Below are 21,879 nucleotides of genomic sequence, written 5' to 3'. Positions count from 1 at the left end.
ATCCGCCTGCATCTGCCCGGCAACAGCCCGCGCACCTGTCGAGCGCGCCCGAAAACTGCCATCGTTCTTTGTTATGATGGGGGTTTTGGAAGTGCGATTTCATCATGTTCGAATTCCTATTCAAGCGTCAGGGCGACAAACCGGGTAATGCGCCGGCTGCGGCAGGTGGCAAGCTTGCCGACAAGGCGGCAAAGCCTGCAGCCGGGTCCGCACCGGCAGCGCCGGGCGGGCAGGGCGCTGGCGCGGCGCAGGCCCCGTCCAAGCCGGGGCAGGGGGCGCGCGAGCAGCAGGCCGAGCAACTGCGCCAGCTCGACGGCGATGAAAGCCGCGCCGTGGAATTCATCCTGCAGGCCGATTTTTCCGAACTGCGCCTGGCGGCGGCCGAGCACATCCACAGCCGCGCCGGGCTCGAGCGCGTGCACACGGCCATGCGCAACCTCGATCGCCGTGTGGCCAAGCTGATGCAGTCGCGCCTGGACGCGATCCGCCACCACGACGCCGAACTGGCGCGCGGCCAGGCCACGCTGGAGCAGGCGCGCACCATGTTGCAAGACGGCTTGCTCACGCCGAACCACGTTGCCGAGCTCGACCGCAAATGGGCAGTCATCGCCGCACCCGAGCTGGCCGACGCGTTCACGTCCGTGCGTGCCCAGCTGGGCGCCCGCCTGGAAGCGCAGGTGGCGCTGCAGCGCGCCATGATCGACCGCCTGGCCAGCCTGCGCGCCCTGGGAACGGCCAACCTGAACGCCGCCGAACTGGCCGCCCGCCTGGACGCGATGCTGCAGGAACAGAACGCCGCCCTGGCTGCGCCGGAACACGCCGCGCTGCCGCGCGCCCTGCCTGCCGAGTTCGCGGCGGAACATGCGCGCCTGAGCGCCAGCCTGGCGACGCTGGAACAGCAGCAGGCCGCCCTGGCCGCGCGCGAAGCCGCGCTTGCCGAGTGGCAGGCCCAGCCGGTGGCCGAACTGCAGGCCGACAAGGTACGCCAGGCCTGGCAAAAACTGCCGGCCTTGCCGCAAGGCACGGCCGCTGCCGCCTTGCAGGAACGCTTCGACGCACTGCTGGGTACGCTGCCTCAGCCACTCCCGAAACAGGCAGGCAGGGGAGCAAAACCGCGCGAACTGCCGCCATCGCCCGCCAGGGATACTGCCGCCCAGGCCGCCAAACCGGCGCGAAATGACGCCAACAAGGGCGCCGACCAGGGCTTCGTCGACACCATGGATGCGCTGGAAGCCGCCCTGCAACAAGGTTCGCTCGGCACCGCCGCCGAACTCGACAAGGCGCTGAAGGAAACCAAGGGCAAGGGCATGCGCCTTTCCGCCGCCCAGGCCGACCGCCTGAGCCACCTGCGCGCCGAACTGAAACGCTTGTCTGACTGGGCGCGCTGGGGCGGCAACGTGTCGCGCGAAGAACTCATCAAGACCGTGGAAACCCTGTCCACGCAAAGCCTGCCGATGGCCGAGCTGGCCAAGAAGGTCGGCAGCATGCGCGAACGCTGGAAGGCGCTCGACAGCCTGTCCGGCGCCGCCCCGAAGAGCCTGTGGGAACGCTTCGACCATGCCTGCACCGTGGCCTACGCCCCGGCCGCGGCCCACTTCAAGCACCTGGCCGACGAGCGCCACACGAACGCCGCGCGCGGCGAGGCCCTGGTGGCGGAAGCGCAAGCCGAAATCGGCCGCCTGGAATCGGGTGAGGCCGACTGGAAGCACGTGGCCGGCACTGTCCAGCGCCTGCGCCTGGCCTGGAGCCACCTGGGCGCCATCGACCGCAAGGACAAGAAACGCCTCGACCAGCAGTTCGCCGCCGCCCTGACCACCTTGCAAGGCCCGCTGGAAGAGCAGCGCAAGGCCGAGATGGCCGGGCGCGAAGAACTGATCGACGAAGTGGCGAACATCGACCCGCACGACCGCCACGCCGTCGACCGCCTGCGCGACATCCAGGCGCGCTGGCAGGAGCACGCCCGTGCGCTGCCGCTCGAACGCAAGGCCGAGCAGGCCCTGTGGCAACGCTTCCGCGCCGCCTGCGACGAATTGTTTGCGGCGCGCAAGGAAAGCGCGCATGCGGCCGATGTCGAACGCCGCGCCCACGAAGCCGCCAAGGAAGCGATCACCGCGCGCCTGGAAGCCGCCGCCCCGGAGGCCACGCCCGCCACCGCCGGCAAGCTGTTGCGCGAAGCCGCCGCCGAATGGCATGCCATCGGCCCGGTGCCGCGCGCCCACGAAGCGCGGGTCGACAAGCGTTACCACGAGGCTGTTGCCAAGGTCCAGCACCATGCCGACCTGGCACGCCGCGCGGCCGGGCTGGCGCTGGCCGGCGCCCTGCGCGATAAACTCCGCGCCTGCCAGGAGCTGGAAGATTCGCTGGCCCAGCCCGGGCAGACCGTGGCGGCCGCCGACTGGCGCGCGCGCTGGGCGGCACTGCTGCCGGCCGGAACCGAATACGATCCGGTGCTCGACGCCCGTTTCGAGGCGGCCCTGAATGCCGTCGACGGCGACCGCGAAGGCTATGCGCGCCTGCTGGAAGCGAACCGCGCGACCTTGCTGCAGGAATTGCTGCGCCAGGAGGTGGCCGCCGGCATCGACAGCGGCGCCGAGTTCGCGCGCGAGCGCCTGAAACTGCAAGTCGAAGCCTTGCAATCGACCCTGAAAGCGGGCGAGAAGCCCGGCCACAAAGGCGACAAAGCCGGCGGCCTGCGCCAGCTGTGCGCTTTGCCGGCCCTGGTCGACGAGCGCACCGCGCTGCGCATCGAGCAACTGCTGATGCGCACGGCACGGGAGGGCAAATGACTGACAACACGAACGAGGCAATGAGCACGTCAGTGATCACCTCAGTGAGCAGCTCAGTGAGCACCTCAGTGAGCACCTCAGTGAGTCCCTCAATGAGCAAGGTCCGCGTCCAGACCGGCGACTTCGACCTCGGCCAGGAACTGGCGCGCCTGCGCGAAGGCGACGCGCGCGTCGGCGCCGTGGTCAGTTTCGTCGGCACCGTGCGCGACATGAACGACGGTTCCTCGGTGTCGGAAATGGAGTTGGAGCACTATCCCGGCATGACGGAAAAGGCGCTGGAAGACATCGTCGCCCAGGCCGAAGCGCGCTGGCCGCTGTACAACGCCCTGGTCATCCACCGCGTCGGCCCGCTGGCGCCGTTGGCGCAGATCGTGCTGGTCGCCTGCAGCGCCGCCCACCGCGGCGAAGCCTTTGCCGCCTGCGAGTTCATCATCGACTACCTGAAGACCGACGCCCCGTTCTGGAAAAAGGAACAGACGCCGGAAGGCGCGCGCTGGGTCGATGCGCGCCTGTCCGACGACTCCGCGAAAGCCAAGTGGGCAACCCGCTGAGCTGGCTGGCGGTGGGGGCGGGCGCCGCCATCGGCGCCTGGCTGCGCTGGGGCCTGGGCCTGTGGCTAAGCAATGTCCACGCCCAGGTCCAGGCCGGCACCCTGGCCGCGAACCTGGTCGGCGGTTACCTGATCGGCATCGCGCTCGGCTTTTTCAGCAGTTATCCCCATCTGACACCTGAATGGCGCCTGTTCATCGTCACCGGCTTCCTGGGCGGTTTGACGACTTTCTCCAGTTTTTCCGGCGAATCCGTGGCGCTTTTGCAGCGCGGCGAATACGGCTGGGCCATGGCGCACACGCTCTTGCACCTGGGCGGCTCGATCTTGCTGTGCATCGCCGGTTTTGCGACCTGGCGCGTCTTGCGCGCCTGACCCCCGGGTAGCGTCTGGCGATACAACGCGCGTAACCGGAAATCACGCAAGCCAAGCGATTATCTTGGTGCTAGACTTGCCGCCAGACAAACAACTGGAGCTTGCCGTGACGACTGTTCAACGACCGACCGCCGCGTTTGTCGGCGCTTCCTGGGCTGCCTTGCTGATTGGCGCCATCGCCTTCCTCTGGGGTTTGTGGAACGCGACGATGCCGCTCAACGAAAAAGGCTATTACTTCACCTTGCTGCTGTACGGCCTGTTCGCCGCGATCTCGCTGCAAAAGTCGGTGCGCGACCGCAGCGAAGGCATTCCCGTTACCGGCCTGTACTTCGGTCTGTGCTGGTTCTCGCTGATCGCGGTCATGACGCTGCTGACCATCGGCCTCTGGAACGCGACCCTGGCGCCGAGCGAAAAGGGTTTCTATGCGATGGCCTTCGTGCTGAGCCTGTTTGCGGTGGTGGCGGTGCAGAAGAACGTGCGCGACCTGGGCAGCCTCGAACCCGAGCACGCCAGCGCGGCACGCTCGGGCGAAGTCTGATCCACCGGAGGGCAACGGCAGCGGCAGCCGCGTGCGCGGACTGCCGCTTTTTTATTACCCGTGCGCCGTTTCTCCTCGACTGCGCCACAGCGAGTAGGCGATACCCGCCCCGATCAGCACCACGGTCACCACCAGCGACAGGCTGGCCGGCACCTTGCCGCCGAACACGAAGTCGCCCAGGAAGATCTTCGAGCCGATGAACACCAGCACCGCCGCCAGCGAATACTTCAGGTAGCGGAAGCGCTGCACCACGTCCGCCAGCGCGAAGTACAGCGCGCGCAGGCCCAGCACCGCGAAGATGTTCGAGGTGTAGACGATGAACGGGTCGCTCGTGATCGCAAAGATCGCCGGCACGCTGTCGACGGCGAAGATGACGTCGGTGAACTCCACCATCAGGAGCGCCAGCAGCAGCGGCGTGGCGTACAGCAGCTTGCGGCCGGGCTGGTTCGGATGCGGCAGGCGCACGGTGAAGTCGTGTCCGTGCGTGGTCTCGCTCACGCGCAGGTGACGCCGCAGCCAGGCCAGCAGGGCGCTGTCGCGCACCCCGTTCGGGTTCTCGGACACGAACAGCATCTTGATGCCGGTCACGACCAGGATCGCGCCGAAGATGTACAGCACCCAATAATAGCTGGCCACCAGGGCCGCACCGGCGCCGATCATGATGCCGCGCGTGAGGATCACGCCCAGGATGCCCCAGAACAGCACGCGGTGCTGGTAGAGCGGCGGAATGGCAAGCGTGGAAAAGATCAGCGAGATCACGAAGATATTGTCGAGCGACAAGCTCTTCTCGATCAGGAAGCCGGTATAGAACTGCAGCGCCTTTTCGCTGCCGAAGCCGTGCCAGACCCAGAGCCCGAAGGCCAGGCCCGCACTCAGGTAAAGGGCCGAGAGCTTCAGACTCTCGGCGACGCCGATGACGTGGTCATCGCGGTGCAGGACCCCCAGGTCGAAGGCCAGCAGCAGGACGACGACAGCCAGGAACACCAGCCACATCCATACCGGTGCGCCCAGCCAGACGACACTCAGGAAGTCCATGGCGTCACTCCTCCATCAGGGCGCCGGCCGGCGCCGGCGTCGACCATTTGCGCTGGGCCCGCTGCAGCAACAGGTGCTCGCGGCTGTCGATCTGGCGGTCGGCATGCACGATGTCGAGCATCGCCTTCAGCACGTGCATGCGCAGCAGCGGGTCGGCCACGTCGTCGAGCAGGCGGTCGAGGGTGGCGTTGTCGATTTCGATCTCCTCGCGGCCATGGCGGCGCGCGCCGGCCAGCAAGTCGTCGCACAGGGCCACGACGGCATCGTCGAAGCGGTCGGCATCGACGCCGAGGCGGTCCAGGATGGCGCTGTGGTGCAGGGCCTTCATTTCGGATGGCGCCAGGTGGCCGTCGACGATCATCGACAGGGCCAGCAGGCGGCAGACGGCGTCGGGACTGTTCAGGGCACAAAATCGCATGGTGTGTTCCTCGTTCGGTAGTTAAGATGGCTTCAGCTTAGGTGCCCACGGCCAAATAAGAAACCGAGGTTTCTTTGATCGTTACTCAGGTTTTTCCGAAGTATCGAACCCGGTTGTTGCGCATTTGCCTTGCCGATCTTGAAAAGTGCATCCCCATCCCAATTTTCTTTTCCATCCAAGAACACCTCTCCAGGGAGCACTACCATGCGGCAAGACAAACTGACGACCAAGCTCCAGGAAGCGCTGGCGGATGCCCAGAGCCTGGCGGTCGGCAACGACAACCAATACATCGAACCGGTCCACCTCCTCACCGCCCTGTTGAACCAGGACGATGGCAGCGCACGCTCGCTGTTGCAGCGCGCCGGCGTGAACGTCGGCGGCCTCACCAATGCATTGCGCAGCGCCTTCGAGCGCCTGCCCAAGGTCTCGGGCACCGGCGGCGAAACCCAGGTCGGGCGCGAGCTGATGTCGCTGCTGAACCTGGCCGACCGCGAATCGCAAAAGCGCGGCGACCAGTTCCTGTCGAGCGAAATGATCCTTCTGGCGCTGTCCGACGACAAATCCGACGCCGGCCGCCTGGCGCGCGAACACGGCCTCACCCGCAAGTCGCTGGAAGCGGCGATTTCCGCCGTGCGCGGCGGCGAGTCCGTGAATTCGCAAGACGCCGAAGGCCAGCGCGAAGCGCTGAAAAAATACACGCTCGACCTGACCGAGCGTGCCCGCCTGGGCAAACTCGACCCCGTGATCGGCCGCGACGACGAGATCCGCCGCGCGATCCAGGTGCTGCAGCGCCGCACCAAGAACAACCCGGTGCTGATCGGCGAGCCGGGCGTCGGCAAGACCGCCATCGTCGAAGGACTGGCCCAGCGCATCGTGAACGGCGAAGTGCCCGATTCGCTCAAGGGCAAGCGCGTGCTGTCGCTCGACATGGCGGCGCTGCTGGCCGGCGCAAAATTCCGCGGCGAATTCGAGGAGCGCCTGAAATCCGTGCTGAAGGAGCTGGCCCAGGACGAGGGCCAGACCATCGTCTTCATCGACGAGATCCACACCATGGTCGGCGCCGGCAAGGCCGAAGGCGCCATGGACGCCGGCAACATGCTGAAACCCGCCCTGGCGCGCGGCGAGCTGCACTGCGTGGGCGCGACCACGCTCGACGAGTACCGCAAGTACGTCGAGAAGGACGCGGCGCTGGAGCGCCGCTTCCAGAAGATCATGGTCGACGAGCCGAGCGTGGAAGCGACCATCGCCATCCTGCGCGGCCTGCAGGAGAAATACGAGCTGCACCACCAGGTGGAAATCACCGACCCGGCCATCATCGCCGCGGCCGAGCTGTCGCACCGCTACATCAGCGACCGCTTTCTGCCCGATAAAGCCATCGACCTGATCGACGAAGCGGCCTCGAAGATCAAGATCGAAATCGACTCCAAGCCGGAAGTCATGGACAAGCTCGAACGCCGCCTGATCCAGCTGAAGATCGAACGCGAAGCCGTGCGCAAGGAAACCGACGAAGCCTCGCTGCGCCGCCTCGATTTGATCGGCGAGGAAATCGCACGCCTGGAACGCGAGTACAACGACTTCGAAGAGATCCTGAAGGCCGAAAAGGCGGCGGTGCAGGGCACGACCCACATCAAGGAAGAGATCGAGCGCATCCGCCACCAGATGGAGGAAGCCAAGCGCCAGTCGAACTGGCAGCAGGTCTCGGAGCTGCAGTACGGCCGCCTGCCGGAACTCGAAGCGCAACTGAAGCAGGCCGAGGAAGCCGCGTCGCGCAACGAAGGCGAGGCGGAAAAGCCGAAGCTGCTGCGCACGCAAGTCGGCGCCGAGGAAATCGCCGAAGTGGTCTCGCGTGCGACCGGCATCCCGGTCTCGCGCATGATGCAGGGCGAGCGCGACAAGCTCCTGCACATCGAGGAAAAGCTGCATGAACGCGTGGTCGGCCAGGACGAAGCCATCGAGGCGGTGTCGGACGCCATCCGCCGTTCGCGTGCCGGCCTGTCGGACCCGAACCGTCCTTACGGCTCCTTCATGTTCCTGGGCCCGACCGGCGTCGGCAAGACCGAGCTGTGCAAAGCTCTCGCGGCCTTCCTGTTCGACACCGAGGAAGCCCTGATCCGCATCGACATGAGCGAATTCATGGAGAAGCATTCGGTTGCCCGCCTGATCGGCGCGCCGCCGGGCTACGTGGGCTACGAGGAGGGCGGCTATCTCACCGAAGCCGTGCGCCGCAAGCCCTACAGCGTGATCCTGCTCGACGAGATCGAGAAGGCGCATCCGGACGTGTTCAACGTGCTGCTGCAGGCGCTCGACGATGGCCGCATGACCGATGGCCAGGGCCGCACCGTGGACTTCAAGAACACGGTCATCGTGATGACCTCGAACCTGGGTTCGCACAAGATCCAGTCGATGGATACCGACGAACCGGCGGTGGTGAAGCTGGCCGTGATGGCCGAGGTGCGCGGACACTTCCGTCCCGAGTTCATCAACCGGATCGACGAGATCGTGGTCTTCCACGCCCTGGACGAGCGCAACATCGGCGACATCGCCCGCATCCAGCTGCGCAACCTGGAAGGCCGCCTGGCCAAGATGGACATGGCGCTCGACATCGACGACGCGGCCCTGCAGAAGATCGCGGAAGCCGGGTTCGATCCGGTGTATGGCGCACGGCCTTTGAAGCGCGCGATCCAGCAGCAGATCGAGAATCCGCTGTCGAAGGCGATCCTGTCGGGCCAGTTCGGGCCGAAGGACACCATCCCGGTACGCGTGCGCGGCGGCCAGCTGGTGTTCGGCGAGGAGCCCGGAGTCGAGCTGGCGAAGTAACAGGTAGTACTGTAGGGTGGACGGCTTGTTATCAAGTCCCCCGGACTTGATAACTCCACGCGTCGTTTGCGGCTCTGCTTTCGTCCGGGATGATCTCGCGGCCAACATTCAACGCGTGGACGGCGCACAAGCCGGCGCCATGCCGGCCCTGCGGCGCTAGCCGTCCACCCTACGCATCCTCGCTCTGCCACGTCTCCCGCCATACCCTTTTGTCATCACCCAGTCATGCACGGGTGCCACCATGCCGGCACTTTCATCGACTGGAGTTCACGCATGTCCCGTACCTTCGTCTCCTGCCTGGGCGTCACCGCGCTGGCCCTGCTGTCCGCCTGCGGCAGCGACCATGACGACACGCCCGCAACGACCCCGCCCGTGGCCGAGCAGCCGACCACGCCACCGGTCGCCGCCAACACCAGCGTCGCCTTCATGTCCGACGTCCACTTCCACGACGTCTACGGCGACTTGAAGAGCACCCAGTTTTCCGGCATCCCCACGAAGGACGGCAAGAACGCCACCATCCGCACGATGTACGCGCAGCTGACCTCGACGCGCCTGTTCAACGAAAACTACTTCGCCTTCCGCACCGCGCTCGACGACGCCTACGCCAAGGGCATCCGCGTGGTTGCCTTCCCGGGCGATTACTCCGACGACGCCCAGCCGATGAACGTCGACGGCATCGCCACCGTACTGAAGGAATACCAGGCCAAGGGCATGCGCTTCTTCCTGGCGCCGGGCAACCACGATCCGGTCGAGCCCTATGACGACCTGGAAGCCGGCAAGAACGACTTCCTGACCAAGGACGGCAAGGAACAAAAGGTCTACGCCACCTCGAACGCGGCCTGCGTGGCCAAGGACCCGAGTGTGGTCTGCACCGACCAGTTAATGGAGCAGGGCTACGAAAAGCTGATGGCCGAGCTCGGCGAGTTCGGCTTCAATCCGAACAAGGCCGACCTGCACTGGGAAACCCCGTTCAGCAAGTACACGGGCGGCAAATACAGCTACGACGAAGCCGTGGCCCAGTCGGCAGTGGCGAAGCGCGAGTTCGAGATCTGCGCCGAGGGTGCGGGCGGCGCCTGGAAGGCGGCGGGCGAAGCCAGGCTCGGCAAGTCGTATACGCGCTGCACGAACATGGTCGACAGCAGCTACCTGGTGGAGCCGGTGAAGGGCCTGTGGCTGCTGGCGATCGACGCCAACGTCTTCATTCCAAACGCGAAGTTCGACCCGGCCAATCCGAAGAAATTCAACGGCTACGACGGCGCCGGCAACGCCGGCTGGAACAAGGTGCTGACGCACAAGATGCACCTGGTCGACTGGATCAAGTCGGTGACGGCGCGCGCCAAGGCGGAAGGCAAGCAGCTGATGGCCTACTCCCACTATCCGACCATGGATTTCTACGCCAACCAGACCGAGGCCATGAAGGCGGCCTTCAAGCCGGGCGCCTTCCAGACCGCGCGCGTGCCGGATGCGGCCACCGCCGCCGGCGTCGCGGCAACCGGCCTGCGCTGGCACGTGGGCGGCCACATGCACTTCAACGGCACCAACGACTTCGCCGATGCGAACGGCAACTACCTGGTCAACGTGCAGTCGCCATCGCTGGCGGTGTACGGCGCGGCCTACAAGATCATCACGTACAAGGACCTCGATACCGTCGACGTCCGGACCGTGGCCCTGAACACGGTGGCGCGCTTCAACGAGCTCTTCCCCTACTACCAGGTCGAGTACGACTACCTGCAGGGCAGCACGGCAGCGGCCGACGTGGCCAAGCGCTGGGGCCGCGGCATCCTCGATACCCGCTCGTACGGCGAATACACCCATACCTATTTCGGCGAACTCTCGCGCCTGCGCTTCATGGACGAGTACTGGCCGTGCGAGATGAAGGAAGCGGCGATGGCGCTGAACGGCAGGCAGATGCTGATCATGTCGCAGCTGGACACGCGCGTGACCCTGGCCCAGCTGAAGGACAACCCCGGCGTGGTGCCGCTGACCGCTGCGTGCGCCGCCACGGGTACGCCATCGGGCACGGCCGTCGCCGCCGCCCAGCTGACCGCCGACTGGCGCGAGGCCACCGTGCGCGCCGAGCTGGTCGCCGCCAGCGCCGGGCTGAAACTCGACGACTTCGCCAGGATCACGGCCTACGACTTCTATGGCGACTTCCACCGGACCGTGTATGCCGGCGAGCTGGCACTGCGCGACATGGGCCAGGAACGCGTGAACCAGTACAAGGTGCTGATGCGCGCCTTCCCGGCCAACCCGGCGCCGGTCGCACGGATCGGCGACAAGGTCTCGGACCAGAACGCGGTGCAGGTGGCATACCAGAACCAGTTCAAGCAGGTGTTCGCCATCTTCAAGGGCCTGGGGTCGGGCAAGCCGAGCGACCGCTTCACGATCGACCTGAAGGGCAAGAAGATCGGGAATGCCGATAGCGCGAGCATGAGTTTCAACTGAGACCGTAGCTGAGCGTTTCAGCCGAACGCTAGCCGGGCAGGGCGGAAATGGCCTTGCCCGGCAAAGTCTGGCAGTTTTGACTACACTGGCTGTTTCCTTCTTCTCGACGGTCAGTTCAATGAGCACAACCAGCCTGCGCCAGGACGCCCGTGTTATCGGCCTGGTCGGCACCTCGCACGGGGTGTCGCACTTCTACCACCTGATCCTGGCCGGCCTGTTTCCCTGGCTGAAGGAAGCCTTCGGGCTGTCCTACTCCGAGCTGGGCCTGTTGATGACGGTGTTCTTCGTGGTCTCCGGTGTCGGGCAGGCCTTGTCGGGCTTCGTGGTCGACCGCGTCGGCGCGCGCCGGGTGCTGTTCACCGGCCAGGCCCTGCTCGGCGTGGGCGCGCTGGTGCTGGCCGCGGCGCCGAGCTACGCCGTGCTGCTGGCCGGCTCCTTCGTCGCCGGCTGCGGCAATGCCGTGTTCCACCCGGCCGGCTATACGCTGCTGAACCACGGGGTATCGAAGGAGCGCCTGGCCTATGCCTTCTCCGTGCACGGCATTTCGGGTAACCTCGGCTGGGCGGCGGCGCCCATCTTCCTGGCCGGCGTGGCCACCCTGTCGAGCTGGCGCGTGGCGCTGCTCTCGGCCAGCGCGATTCCCTTCATCATGCTGCTGGTGCTGTTCCTGAACCGCGACGTGCTGCCGAACAAGGCCACCGTGGCGAAAGGGGGCGAGGCAGGCGGCAGCGCCTTCGGCTTCCTGCGCTTGCCGGCGGTATGGATGTGCTTCGGCTTCTTTTTCCTGACGTCGATTGCGCTGGGCGGCATCCAGGCGTTTTCGTCGACCAGCCTGGTGGCGCTGTATGGCATCAGCTTCGCCACTGCCGCTACCGCCTACACGACCTTCATGCTGTCCTCGGCGGCGGGCATGGTGGCGGGCGGCTTCCTGGCTGCGCGCGCCCACAACCACGACCGCACCATCACGGTGGCCTTCCTGTTCGCGGCGGCGATGGCGCTGCTGCTGGCCGCCAGCGTGGTGCCGGGCGCGCTGGTCGTGGTGGTGATGGGCGCGATCGGCCTCGCCACCGGCATCGCCGGCCCCTCGCGCGACCTGCTGATCCGCGCCGCCGCGCCGCCGAACGCGACCGGACGCGTGTTCGGTGTCGTCTACTCGGGGCTGGATACCGGCATGTCGGTCGGGCCGCTGCTGTTCGGTGCGCTGATGGATGGCGGGCATCCGGCATCGGTGTTCATTGGCGTGGCGCTGTTCCAGACCCTGGCGATTGCCACGGCTGTTGGTGCGGGCAATAGCCGGCGTGCGCCAATGGGGCACAAGGCGTAAGCGATACAGAAGCAGCAGTCCCCTCAACGCGCGTAGCCCAGCGGTGCGCGCGTTTTTTATTGCCGGTCGTCAATTCATCGATTGCCATGCGCGCCATCATGGCAGGCGGTTGAGTGATCCTCGTTGCTGACCGTATTTCACATTGCGAAATGCTGGATTCATCACGTGAAAAGCGCGTGCCGGCTCATCCTTATCTCGCCTCTCATTTTGAGAAATATCATTCCGTATCATGGAATGACAAAGATAAGTATCTGATTATAAATAACAAAAAAATGTTTTGCTGTCTTATATAAGAGTGATTGTGCTATGCACAAACGGGGCTATGATTTGTCTAACGGATTTCACTTCGCAAACAGCTTAGTCACTACTTCATTTAGCTACTTCATTCAATCAGGAGAACACCATGGCAACTCGTGAACAGCAAATCGCCGCATTGCAAAACGACTGGGACACCAATCCGCGCTGGAAAGGTGTCGTGCGCAATTACACCGCCGAAGACGTGGTGCGCCTGCGTGGTTCGGTGCAGATCGAGCACACCCTGGCCAAGCGCGGCGCCGACAAGCTGTGGAACCTGGTCAACGAAGAGCCGTTCGTCAATGCCCTCGGCGCCCTGACCGGCAACCAGGCCATGCAGCAGGTGAAGGCCGGCCTGAAAGCCATCTACCTGTCGGGCTGGCAAGTCGCCGGTGACGCTAATTTGGCCGGCGAAATGTATCCCGATCAATCGCTGTACCCAGCCAACTCCGTGCCGATGGTCGTGCGCCGCATCAACAATACCTTCCAGCGCGCCGACCAGATCCAGTGGTCGGAAGGCAAGGACGACATCGATTACTTCGCGCCGATCGTGGCCGATGCCGAAGCCGGTTTCGGCGGCGTGCTGAACGCCTTCGAGCTGATGAAGTCCATGATCGAAGCGGGCGCCGCCGGCGTGCACTTCGAAGACCAGCTGGCCTCGGTGAAGAAATGCGGCCACATGGGCGGCAAGGTGCTGGTGCCGACCCGCGAAGCCGTCGAGAAACTGACCGCCGCCCGCCTGGCGGCCGACGTGATGGGCACCCCGACCCTGGTCGTGGCCCGTACCGACGCCGAAGCGGCCGATTTGCTGACCTCGGACGTAGACGACAACGACAAGGCCTTCTGCACCGGCGAGCGCACCGTCGAAGGCTTCTATAAAACCCGTCCCGGCATCGAGCAGGCGATTTCGCGCGGCCTGGCCTACGCCCCGTTCGCCGACCTGGTCTGGTGCGAGACCGGCAAGCCGGACCTGGCCTTCGCCAAGCAGTTCGCCGACGCCATCCACGCCAAGTTCCCGGGCAAGATGCTGGCCTATAACTGCTCGCCTTCGTTCAACTGGAAGAAAAACCTGGACGATGCGACGATCGCCAAGTTCCAGAAAGAGCTGGGCGCGATGGGCTACAAGTTCCAGTTCATCACCCTGGCCGGCTTCCACGCCCTGAACTATGGCATGTTCAACCTGGCCCACGGCTATGCGCGCCGCCAGATGTCGGCCTTCGTCGAGCTGCAGGAAGCCGAATTCGCCGCCGCCGAGAAGGGCTTCACCGCGGTGAAACACCAGCGCGAAGTCGGTACCGGCTACTTCGACGCCGTGACCCAGACCATCCAGCAGAACCAGAGCTCGACCACGGCGCTGCATGGCTCGACCGAGGACGAACAATTCTTCGACGAGAAGAAAGTCGCCTGAGCCGCTTGAAGGCCGGTTGATCAGCCGCGGGTGCAGAACCCGCGGCTTTTTTCGTTTTGGCGCCGCCGATTTTGGCGCACCCGGCTTTCTAGGCGATAATGACGCCTGTTACCGCCGTTCGTCCGAACGGCGCTTTGATTTTAGGATTCCCATTATGTTGAGCTACCGCCACGCCTTTCACGCGGGTAATCACGCCGACGTCCTCAAGCATTTCGTCCAGGTGCAACTGCACCTGTACATGAACCAGAAGGACGCCGCCTATACCTATATCGACACCCATTCGGGGGCCGGCGTGTATGCGCTCGACAGCAATTTCGCCACGAAAAATGCCGAGTTCGATACCGGCATCGGCCCGCTCTGGAGCCGTACCGACCTGCCGCCGGCCCTGGCCGAATACCTGAACCTAGTAAAAGGCATGAACCCGAGCGGCAAGATGCGCTACTACCCGGGCTCGCCGTATGTAGCCGACCAGATGACGCGCCTGGAAGACCGCCTGCGCCTGTTCGAACTGCATCCGGCCGACAGCAAGATCCTGGCAGACAATTTCCGCAAGGCCGAGGCGCACCGCGCCGAGCAGGGCGAGCGCGCCCGCGGCCGCCGCGTCATCATCGAACGCGGCGATGGGTTCGGGAGCCTGAAAGCCCTCCTGCCACCGCCGTCGCGCCGCGCCCTGGTGCTGATCGACCCGCCTTACGAGGTGAAGGACGATTACCGCAAGGTCAAGGATGCGCTGGACGAAGCGCTGGGCCGTTTCCCGAGCGGCATCTACGCGGTCTGGTATCCGGTGCTGCAGCGCATGGAATCGCGCCAGTTCGCCGACAAACTGAAGCGCCTGCCGGCCAAGGAATGGCTGAACGTCACGCTCACCGTATCAACGCCGGGCCCGGACGGTTTCGGCCTGCACAGCAGCGGCATGTTCATCCTGAATCCGCCGTACACGCTGGAACCGATGCTGCGCGAAGTCATGCCTTACCTGGTGCAGGTGCTGGGCAAGGATGCGGGCGCCAGCTTCGTGATCGAAACCGGTACCCAGGTGACCGGCGCGGCGGCGGCGCGCCTGGGCAATGCCAACGGTCCGCGCGTACCGGTCGGGAATGCGCGCCGCGCCAGCCCGCTGTCGGGCACGGGCAGTTTGCGCTTGCCGGGGCAGGCGATGCCGCAGCGCTCGAGCGAGAAGCCCGCTGCGGAAGGGGCGGGCGGCGCCAAGCCTGCCGGTCCGAGCCGCGCCAAGCGTTTCTCGCGGCCGGAAGCGGGCGAAGGCCGTCCGGTGTCGCGTTCGCGCGACAATGCTGCGGGAGGCAAAGACAGGCCTGACGAACGCTTCGATCCTGCGCGTGGCGACAACCAGCCGCGTTACGCCGACCAGCGCCGTCCTTCGGGCCCGCGCAATGGCGCCGCGGGTGGCGCTCGGCGCGACGGCGGGCCTGCGGGGCAGGGCGCCACCGGTGGCCGGCCGGGAAATGGCCGTCCACGCAACGGCGGGCGCGGCTGACGGGCTGCCCCGCCACCCCGACGTGACGCATCCGGATGACTTGGCCAGTCGACTCGGCCAGGCAACGGAATGACGCACGTTTCGATGTAAAAATATAAATATTTACGTTCTGTAGTATAGTCGGCGAAGGCTCGCGTGCGCGTGGGCCTGGTGCTGCGCATGCCGCGCTTCATCCGTTTCCAGGAGTTTACATGCATGCCGAAGCAACGGCAGTCTCATCCATGCCGTCCGACGAATTTTTCCTGGCGCGCCAGCCGATCTTGGGGCGCGACCAGCACCTGGTTGCCTTCGAGCTTTTATTCCGTGCCGCCGGCGAACACGAAGATGCACGCCTGACCGACGGCGCCGCCGCCACCGCGGCCGTCATTTCCCACGCTTCCCAACTTGGCCTGGAACAAGTGGTCGGCGAACAGCTCGCTTTCGTAAATGTCGACGAAGTCGTCCTGATGAGCGATTTCGTCCGTTTTCTGCCGCCGCGTAAAGTTATCCTCGAAATCCTGGAAACCGTCAAGCCGACCGAGCCGTTGCTGGCGCGCGTGGCCGAGTTGAAGGAACTCGGCTTCACTTTCGCGCTCGATGACGTGATCGACCATACCGAGGAAGTCGACAAGCTGCTGGACCTGGTCGATGTGGTCAAGATCGACCTGAAGGGCGTGGCCTGCCACGCGCTGCCGGCGCTGGCCGCATCGCTGCGCGCCGCGAACAAGAAACTGCTGGCGGAAAAGGTCGAGACGGTCGAGGAGTTCAAGCTGTGCATGGAGCTCGGCTTCGAATACTTCCAGGGCTATTACTTTGCGCGGCCGGTGATCCTCAGCGGGCGCAAGATCACACCCTCGGAAATGGTGATCCTGCACCTGCTCGAATTGCTGCAGGCCGAGGCCGACGACGTCGTCATCGAAACCGCCGTCAAGCGCGATGCCCTGACCAGCCTGAACTTGCTGCGCCTGGTGAACAGCCGTGCGGCGCGGGGCGGGCGGCGCATCGAATCGGTGAGCGAGGCGATTACCAAGCTGGGGCGCAAGCAGTTGCGGCGCTGGCTGCAGATCCTGCTGTACACCACGCCGGGCAGCCCGGTGGAACTGAACTCGCCGCTGCTGCAACTGGCCACCACGCGCGGCAAGCTGCTCGAGCTGATGTCGCTGCAGGTGCACCAGGACGACGTGGTGTGCGCCGAACGGGCGTTCACGGTGGGCATCATGTCGCTGGCCGATGCGCTGTTCTCGATGCCGATGGCGGATATCCTCGAGAATGTCGAGCTGGCGGACGACGTGCGCGCGGCACTGCTGCATCGCGAAGGGACGTTCGGCGCGATGCTGGATGTGGTGGAGCGGCTGGAGAAGGCCGATACCGGGAAATGCTTTACGGCGGCGCTGAAGCGGCTTGGATTGACGTCGAAGCAGGTGCGCGAGATCGAGCTGGAAGCCTTCGATTGGGTGCGTGAGCTGGCCTGCGAGGCTGCTTGACATTTGCCGGTGAGGGTTTTGTTTGTGCAGGGTATGGTGGGTGGATAGCGGTGGGTTCGAGAACCCACCCTACCGAATCGCGGCCTGTTGTGGGGCTCGAATCCGCCGAATCAAGCCCGTAGGGTGGGTTCTCGAACCCACCTACCGAATCGAATCGCGGCCCGTAGGGTGGGTTCTCGAACCAACCTACCGAATCGCGGCTTGTAGGGTGGGTTCTCGAACCCACCATCCATGAGGCTTACTGCCCCAGGAACAAAAACACCGTCGGCTTCTTGTGAAACTCCGGCATCTTGCCCGCCGCCAGCTGCGCCTTCCATTTCGCCGCCGTCATCGTCCGCACCGACTCGCTCGCCAGCGACAGATCCGTCGCCACGCACACCAGCGTACCCGGCTGGCAAGTCGCGACCAATGCTTCCAGCATCTGCCCGTTGCGGTACGGCGTCTCGATCAGCAACTGCGTCTGCTTCTCGCTGCGCGAACGCGCTTCCAGTTCGCGAATCCGCTTGCTGCGCGCCGCCGCATCGGTCGGCAGGTAACCGTTGAAGGCAAAGCTCTGCCCGTTCAGCCCGCTCGCCATCACGGCCAGCAGCAGGGAGGACGGCCCTACCAGCGGCCGCACCGTGATTCCGTGCTGGTGAGCCAGGCGGACCAGGTCGGCGCCGGGATCGGCCACCGCCGGCACGCCGGCTTCCGACACCAGCCCGGCATCCTCGCCTGCCAACAGCGGCTCCAGCAGCGCCGACAGGGCCGCTGCCGGCGTATTCACGTTCAGCTCGGCAATGCGGATCTCTTGCAACGGACGCGACAGCGGATGGTCGACGGCAACGAGTTTCAAGAAGGCGCGCGCCGTCTTGGCGTTCTCGGCCACGAAATAGCCGAGCTGCGCGGTGATCGCCTGCACCTGGCCGGGCAGGACGTGGTTCAGGGCGCCGGGCGCGGCGTCGGTCGGGCCGAGGGTATTTGGAATCAGGAAAAGGGTACCAGGCATATTCTTATTGGTAAGTAATCAAACGCCGAAGAACGGCATGCCGGCGCGGCGCAGCATGCCGGTCAGGGCGATCAGGGGCAGGCCGGTGAGGGCGGTCGGATCGATTGACTCGATGCGTTCGAGCAGGGCGATGCCCAGGCCTTCGTTCTTGGCGCTGCCGGCGCAATCGTAGGGCTGCTCGATGCGCAGGTAGGCGTCGAGCTCGGCATCCGGCAGGTCGCGGAAGCGCACGAAGACCTGCACGTTCTCGACTTGGGCGGCGTCGACAGGATCGGTAGCGCGCCCATCCCACAAACACAGCGCCGTATGGAACACGACTTCGCGCCCGCGCATGGTCTGCAGCTGGGCCAGGGCGCGCGCATGGTCGCCCGGCTTGCCGATCTGGGCGCCGTCGAGCGTGGCCACCTGGTCGGAACCGATCACCAGCGCGCCGGGATGCAGCCGGGCGATCGCCTCGGCCTTGGCGCGCGCCAGGCGCAGGGCGGTGTCCTGCGGCGCTTCGCCGGCCAGCGGCGTTTCGTCGATGTGCGGGGCGATCGCCTCGAAGGGCAATTGCAGGCGCGACAGTAATTCGCGGCGATAAGCGGAGCTGGAAGCGAGAATGAGGCGCGGGAAGGCAGAACTTGGTATCATGTCGGCGCGGTCGAAAAGCAAAGCAGAAGTATAAGCAAAACAGATGAATGGATCATCCCGGCAAGCTTTGCTGATAGTTTGAAAGCAAGCCGGACAGGTAAACAGGGCAGACGGCCACATCCGGCAACACCCAGGCCACAGTACACCGCCGCCATCCCAAAAAAACGCGTAAGTCTTTGACTGCACGAGGACAAGCCTGTTATTATCGCAGGTTTTCCGGGGACGTTTTCTGCAATGAGCGCTTTTGTCATCGACGCCTTTGAATTTTGCCGCAACAATGGCTATCGCGAAGGTGTTACGCCAGTGGCGGAAATGACCCGCCTCGCCGCCGACTGCGCAGATGCCAGCGGCGAGATTACCTGGTCGATCCAGGGTGGTACCACGCCCGAGGGCTATCCGACCATGACCTTGTCGGTGGCCGGCCTGGTCCAGTTGTCCTGCCAGCGTTGCCTGGCCCCGTTCGGCTACGACATCGATTCGTCCACCCAGCTGGTACTGGGCGTCGACGACGAGGAAGCCGACGGCATCGAGGAAATCCTCGACGATGAAAGCATCGACGTGATCGTCGGCAGCCGCGAATGCGATATTCGCCAGCTGCTCGAAGACGAAGCGCTGCTGGCCTTGCCGCAGTCGCCGAAGCACGATGTGTGCCCCGACACGAAGCTGTTGGATGCGCTGAAGTCCGAAAAGGTATCGCCGTTCGCCGGCTTGAAGAACCTGAAATCCGAATAAGTTTGTTTTTGTAGTTGTAGTACGTCAGAACGTGTCAAACGCGTGCACAGTCGAGTATGTCAGGGCAGCGTTTCATACAGAGTCGGCAATCGAAGGATTGCCGGTGGGATACTCGATGCGCATGTTTTTGCAAATCGAATGTGTTAGAATTTTAGAACTTTAGTATTAGGAGTCATCATGGCAGTTCAGCAGAATAAGAAGTCCCCATCGAAGCGCGGTATGCACCGTTCGCACGATTTCCTGGTTGCCCCTAACCTGGCAGTCGAGCCGACCACCGGTGAAACCCACCTGCGTCACCACATCAGCCCGAACGGCTTCTACCGTGGTCGCAAAGTCCTGAAGACCAAGAACGACGAGTAATCGCCGTCTTGTTTTTCTGTACCATGAAAGCGGTGCAACGTATGTTGAGTGCGTGGCGCCGCTTTTTCTTTGTCCCCGGCTGCACCATCCGCACCGTCATTGCCCTGGCCTGGCGCCCCGCCGGCCCGCATCCTGCCGTCCGCTCCTGAGCGCCGGCTCGTATTCCCAAAATGACAATTAAAATTTCCATCGACTGTATGGGCGGAGACCACGGTCCTTCCGTGACGATCCCTGCAGCAATTGCCTTCCTCAAACAGCAACCCGAAGCCGAACTGATCCTCGTTGGCCTGGAGGACGTGCTGCGCGCGGAACTGAAAAAACACCATGCCGACGCGAATCCGCGCCTGATCGTGAAACACGCCGCCGAAGTGGTGGCGATGGACGATCCGATCGAGGTGGCCCTGCGTCGCAAGAAGGATTCCTCGATGCGCGTCGCGGTCGAGCTGGTCAAGGACGGCTCGGCGAACGCCAGCGTCTCGGCCGGCAACACCGGCGCGCTGATGGCCGTCTCGCGCTATGTGCTGAAAACCATGGCCGGCGTCGACCGCCCGGCGATCTGCTCGATCCTGCCGAACCAGAAGAACGGCCCGACCTACATGCTTGACCTCGGCGCCAACGTCGACTGCGAGCCGCACCACCTGCACCAGTTCGCCATCATGGGCTCGGTCCTGTTCTCGGCGATGGAAGGCGTGAAAAAGCCGACCATCGGCCTGCTGAACGTCGGCACCGAAGAGATCAAGGGCAACGAAGTGGTGAAGAACACCGCGGCCCTGCTGCGCGCCGACCACGAGCGCGGCGCCCTCAACTTCTACGGTAACGTCGAAGGCAACGACATCTTCAAGGGCACCACCGACGTGGTCGTGTGCGACGGTTTCGTCGGCAACGTGACCCTGAAGGCGATCGAAGGCTTGTCGCGCTACATGAAGTCGGTGTTCAAGAGTAGCCTGCTGTCGATGCTGGGCGCCCTGATCGCGCGCGGCGCACTGAAGAAACTGAACCCGGAACGCTACAACGGCGCCGGTTTGCTGGGCCTGAAGGGCCTGGTGTTCAAGAGCCACGGCAGCGCGAATGCCTACGCTTTCGAGTGGGCGATCAAGCGCGCCTACGACGCGGCACAATACAATGTACAAGAGCAATTGTCGGCGATGATAGCCGAACTGATGCCAGACACGCCTGACGCCACGCGCCAGGTCTGATTTCACGAAGCAAGGGTGGAGACGCAATGACTGTCTACAGCAAAATCATCGGCACCGGCAGCTACCTGCCTGAGCGCAGGGTCACGAATGCGGACCTGACGGCGCAACTGGCGGCCAAGGGCATCGAAACCTCGGACGAGTGGATCAGCTCGCGCAGCGGCATTTCCGCGCGCCACTACGCCGCCGTCGGCCAGAACTCGTCGGACCTCGGCGTCGAAGCCGCCAGGCGCGCGCTCGAGATGGCCGGCAAGACCGCCCTCGACGTCGACATGGTGATCGTCGCCAGTTCCACGCCCGACTTCCAGGGCAGCTTCCCGAGCACCGCCTGCATCGTCCAGCGTAAACTCGGCATGGCCAACAACAGCGCCGCCTTCGACGTGCAGGCCGTCTGCAGCGGCTTCGTCTACGCCGTCGCGACCGCCGACGCCTTCATCAAGGCGGGCATGCACAAGACCGTCCTCGTGATCGGTGCGGAAGTGTTTTCGCGCATCCTGAATTTCGAGGACCGCACCACCTGCGTGCTGTTCGGCGACGGCGCCGGCGCCGTGGTCATGACCGCATCCGAGGAGCCGGGCATCCTGGCCACCAAGCTGCACGCCGACGGCACCCACGCCGACATCCTGTCGATCCCGGGTCACCCCGAAGGCGGCCCGGCCGCGGCGAACGCCGGCTTCCTGCACATGGATGGCCAGGCCGTGTTCAAGCTGGCCGTGACCGTGCTCGAAGAAGTGGCCGGCGAAGTGCTGGATGCGGCCAAGATGTCGGCCGCCGACGTCGACTGGCTGATTCCGCACCAGGCGAATATCCGCATCATGAAGAGCACCGCCAAGAAGCTGGGCCTGCCGCTCGAGCGCATGGTCGTCACCGTCGACGAGCACGGCAATACCTCGGCGGCCTCGATCCCGCTGGCCCTCGACATCGCCGTGCGCGATGGCCGCATCAAGCCGGGCAATACTATTCTGATGGAAGGCGTGGGTGGCGGCTTCACCTGGGGCGCCATCGTGGCCCGCATGTAATCACATAGGGAA

18 protein-coding genes are annotated in these 21,879 nt (G+C 64.6%); 14 read left to right on the top strand and 4 right to left on the bottom strand.

Going from position 1 to position 21,879, the window contains the following annotated elements:
* The first annotated feature begins 104 nt into the window (after nucleotides 1-104).
* The 4 genes from QPK31_RS08640 (at nucleotide 105) to yiaA (ending at nucleotide 4,246) form a co-directional block, all read left to right on the top strand.
* Nucleotides 105-2,786 carry a DUF349 domain-containing protein gene (locus QPK31_RS08640; RefSeq protein ID WP_290422538.1) on the top strand — a complete coding sequence of 894 codons (2,682 nt, stop codon included), beginning with the start codon at nucleotides 105-107 and terminating at the stop codon, nucleotides 2,784-2,786.
* 92 nt (nucleotides 2,787-2,878) lie between these two features.
* On the top strand, nucleotides 2,879-3,337 hold the full coding sequence (gene moaE / locus QPK31_RS08635; RefSeq protein WP_290422537.1) for a molybdopterin synthase catalytic subunit MoaE: 459 nt from the start codon (nucleotides 2,879-2,881) through the stop codon (nucleotides 3,335-3,337).
* Nucleotides 3,322-3,708, top strand: coding sequence for a fluoride efflux transporter CrcB (gene crcB / locus QPK31_RS08630; RefSeq protein WP_290422536.1), 387 nt, complete (start codon nucleotides 3,322-3,324; stop codon nucleotides 3,706-3,708). Before moaE ends, crcB begins: the two co-directional genes overlap by 16 nt.
* A 106-nt stretch (nucleotides 3,709-3,814) precedes the next feature.
* Nucleotides 3,815-4,246 carry an inner membrane protein YiaA gene (yiaA, locus tag QPK31_RS08625; RefSeq protein ID WP_290422535.1) on the top strand — a complete coding sequence of 144 codons (432 nt, stop codon included), beginning with the start codon at nucleotides 3,815-3,817 and terminating at the stop codon, nucleotides 4,244-4,246.
* Between the two features lie 54 nt (nucleotides 4,247-4,300).
* On the opposite strand, the gene QPK31_RS08620 is transcribed toward yiaA, so the two are convergent.
* Nucleotides 4,301-5,281, bottom strand: a complete 981-nt coding sequence (locus QPK31_RS08620) for a TerC family protein (protein ID WP_290422534.1) — start codon at nucleotides 5,279-5,281, stop codon at nucleotides 4,301-4,303.
* A gap of 4 nt (nucleotides 5,282-5,285) precedes the next feature.
* A complete protein-coding gene (locus QPK31_RS08615; RefSeq protein WP_290422533.1) occupies nucleotides 5,286-5,699 on the bottom strand; it encodes a TerB family tellurite resistance protein in 414 nt (137 codons plus the stop codon).
* Between the two features lie 204 nt (nucleotides 5,700-5,903).
* On the opposite strand from QPK31_RS08615, the gene clpB reads away from it, so the two are divergent.
* The 6 genes from clpB to QPK31_RS08585 all read left to right on the top strand — a co-directional run bounded on the left by clpB (nucleotide 5,904) and on the right by QPK31_RS08585 (nucleotide 16,942).
* Nucleotides 5,904-8,516, top strand: coding sequence for an ATP-dependent chaperone ClpB (gene clpB, locus QPK31_RS08610; protein ID WP_290422532.1), 2,613 nt, complete (start codon nucleotides 5,904-5,906; stop codon nucleotides 8,514-8,516).
* A 273-nt stretch (nucleotides 8,517-8,789) separates the two neighbouring features.
* Nucleotides 8,790-10,961, top strand: a complete 2,172-nt coding sequence (locus QPK31_RS08605; RefSeq protein WP_290422531.1) for a metallophosphoesterase — start codon at nucleotides 8,790-8,792, stop codon at nucleotides 10,959-10,961.
* Nucleotides 10,962-11,079: 118 nt separating this feature from the next.
* Entirely contained in the window at nucleotides 11,080-12,285 is a 1,206-nt protein-coding gene (locus QPK31_RS08600; protein ID WP_290422530.1) for an MFS transporter, read from the top strand.
* Nucleotides 12,286-12,688: 403 nt separating this feature from the next.
* Nucleotides 12,689-13,987, top strand: a complete 1,299-nt coding sequence (gene aceA, locus QPK31_RS08595; protein ID WP_290422529.1) for an isocitrate lyase — start codon at nucleotides 12,689-12,691, stop codon at nucleotides 13,985-13,987.
* Between the two features lie 154 nt (nucleotides 13,988-14,141).
* Complete coding sequence (gene rlmJ / locus QPK31_RS08590) at nucleotides 14,142-15,479, top strand: 23S rRNA (adenine(2030)-N(6))-methyltransferase RlmJ (protein WP_290422528.1); 1,338 nt, start codon at nucleotides 14,142-14,144, stop codon at nucleotides 15,477-15,479.
* A 191-nt stretch (nucleotides 15,480-15,670) separates the two neighbouring features.
* Complete coding sequence (locus QPK31_RS08585; protein ID WP_290422527.1) at nucleotides 15,671-16,942, top strand: EAL and HDOD domain-containing protein; 1,272 nt, start codon at nucleotides 15,671-15,673, stop codon at nucleotides 16,940-16,942.
* A gap of 238 nt (nucleotides 16,943-17,180) precedes the next feature.
* Here QPK31_RS08585 and QPK31_RS08580 read toward each other — a convergent pair whose 3' ends face one another.
* Together QPK31_RS08580 and QPK31_RS08575 are read right to left on the bottom strand one after the other, a co-directional pair.
* Nucleotides 17,181-17,930, bottom strand: coding sequence for an SAM-dependent methyltransferase (locus QPK31_RS08580; RefSeq protein WP_290422526.1), 750 nt, complete (start codon nucleotides 17,928-17,930; stop codon nucleotides 17,181-17,183).
* Between the two features lie 18 nt (nucleotides 17,931-17,948).
* Nucleotides 17,949-18,563, bottom strand: a complete 615-nt coding sequence (locus QPK31_RS08575) for a Maf-like protein (protein ID WP_290422525.1) — start codon at nucleotides 18,561-18,563, stop codon at nucleotides 17,949-17,951.
* Between the two features lie 234 nt (nucleotides 18,564-18,797).
* On the opposite strand from QPK31_RS08575, the gene QPK31_RS08570 reads away from it, so the two are divergent.
* From QPK31_RS08570 to QPK31_RS08555, 4 genes are all read left to right on the top strand, one after another.
* A complete protein-coding gene (locus QPK31_RS08570) occupies nucleotides 18,798-19,295 on the top strand; it encodes a DUF177 domain-containing protein (protein WP_290422524.1) in 498 nt (165 codons plus the stop codon).
* Nucleotides 19,296-19,472: 177 nt separating this feature from the next.
* Nucleotides 19,473-19,655: a 50S ribosomal protein L32 gene (rpmF, locus tag QPK31_RS08565; RefSeq protein ID WP_028104096.1), complete on the top strand. Its 183-nt coding sequence runs from the start codon at nucleotides 19,473-19,475 to the stop codon at nucleotides 19,653-19,655.
* Between the two features lie 170 nt (nucleotides 19,656-19,825).
* Entirely contained in the window at nucleotides 19,826-20,851 is a 1,026-nt protein-coding gene (plsX, locus tag QPK31_RS08560) for a phosphate acyltransferase PlsX (RefSeq protein ID WP_290422523.1), read from the top strand.
* A gap of 26 nt (nucleotides 20,852-20,877) precedes the next feature.
* Nucleotides 20,878-21,867 carry a beta-ketoacyl-ACP synthase III gene (locus QPK31_RS08555; protein WP_290422522.1) on the top strand — a complete coding sequence of 330 codons (990 nt, stop codon included), beginning with the start codon at nucleotides 20,878-20,880 and terminating at the stop codon, nucleotides 21,865-21,867.
* Nucleotides 21,868-21,879 lie beyond the last annotated feature (12 nt).

Source organism: Massilia sp. YIM B02769 (assembly GCF_030411995.1).
GTDB lineage: Bacteria > Pseudomonadota > Gammaproteobacteria > Burkholderiales > Burkholderiaceae_D > Telluria.
The sequence above is the reverse complement of the archived record's forward strand: the minus strand, read 5'-3'. Positions and strand labels throughout refer to the sequence as shown.

Bases quoted from the DNA above. Each gene is read 5' to 3' on its own strand.
- QPK31_RS08640 (WP_290422538.1), top strand. From the start codon at position 105: ATGTTCGAATTCCTATTCAAGCGTCAGGGCGACAAACCGGGTAATGCG.
- moaE (WP_290422537.1), top strand. From the start codon at position 2,879: ATGAGCAAGGTCCGCGTCCAGACCGGCGACTTCGACCTCGGCCAGGAA.
- QPK31_RS08620 (WP_290422534.1), bottom strand. From the start codon at position 5,281: ATGGACTTCCTGAGTGTCGTCTGGCTGGGCGCACCGGTATGGATGTGG.
- QPK31_RS08615 (WP_290422533.1), bottom strand. From the start codon at position 5,699: ATGCGATTTTGTGCCCTGAACAGTCCCGACGCCGTCTGCCGCCTGCTG.
- clpB (WP_290422532.1), top strand. From the start codon at position 5,904: ATGCGGCAAGACAAACTGACGACCAAGCTCCAGGAAGCGCTGGCGGAT.
- QPK31_RS08605 (WP_290422531.1), top strand. From the start codon at position 8,790: ATGTCCCGTACCTTCGTCTCCTGCCTGGGCGTCACCGCGCTGGCCCTG.
- QPK31_RS08600 (WP_290422530.1), top strand. From the start codon at position 11,080: ATGAGCACAACCAGCCTGCGCCAGGACGCCCGTGTTATCGGCCTGGTC.
- aceA (WP_290422529.1), top strand. From the start codon at position 12,689: ATGGCAACTCGTGAACAGCAAATCGCCGCATTGCAAAACGACTGGGAC.
- rlmJ (WP_290422528.1), top strand. From the start codon at position 14,142: ATGTTGAGCTACCGCCACGCCTTTCACGCGGGTAATCACGCCGACGTC.
- QPK31_RS08585 (WP_290422527.1), top strand. From the start codon at position 15,671: ATGCATGCCGAAGCAACGGCAGTCTCATCCATGCCGTCCGACGAATTT.
- QPK31_RS08580 (WP_290422526.1), bottom strand. From the start codon at position 17,930: ATGCCTGGTACCCTTTTCCTGATTCCAAATACCCTCGGCCCGACCGAC.
- QPK31_RS08575 (WP_290422525.1), bottom strand. From the start codon at position 18,563: ATGATACCAAGTTCTGCCTTCCCGCGCCTCATTCTCGCTTCCAGCTCC.
- QPK31_RS08570 (WP_290422524.1), top strand. From the start codon at position 18,798: ATGAGCGCTTTTGTCATCGACGCCTTTGAATTTTGCCGCAACAATGGC.
- rpmF (WP_028104096.1), top strand. From the start codon at position 19,473: ATGGCAGTTCAGCAGAATAAGAAGTCCCCATCGAAGCGCGGTATGCAC.
- plsX (WP_290422523.1), top strand. From the start codon at position 19,826: ATGACAATTAAAATTTCCATCGACTGTATGGGCGGAGACCACGGTCCT.
- QPK31_RS08555 (WP_290422522.1), top strand. From the start codon at position 20,878: ATGACTGTCTACAGCAAAATCATCGGCACCGGCAGCTACCTGCCTGAG.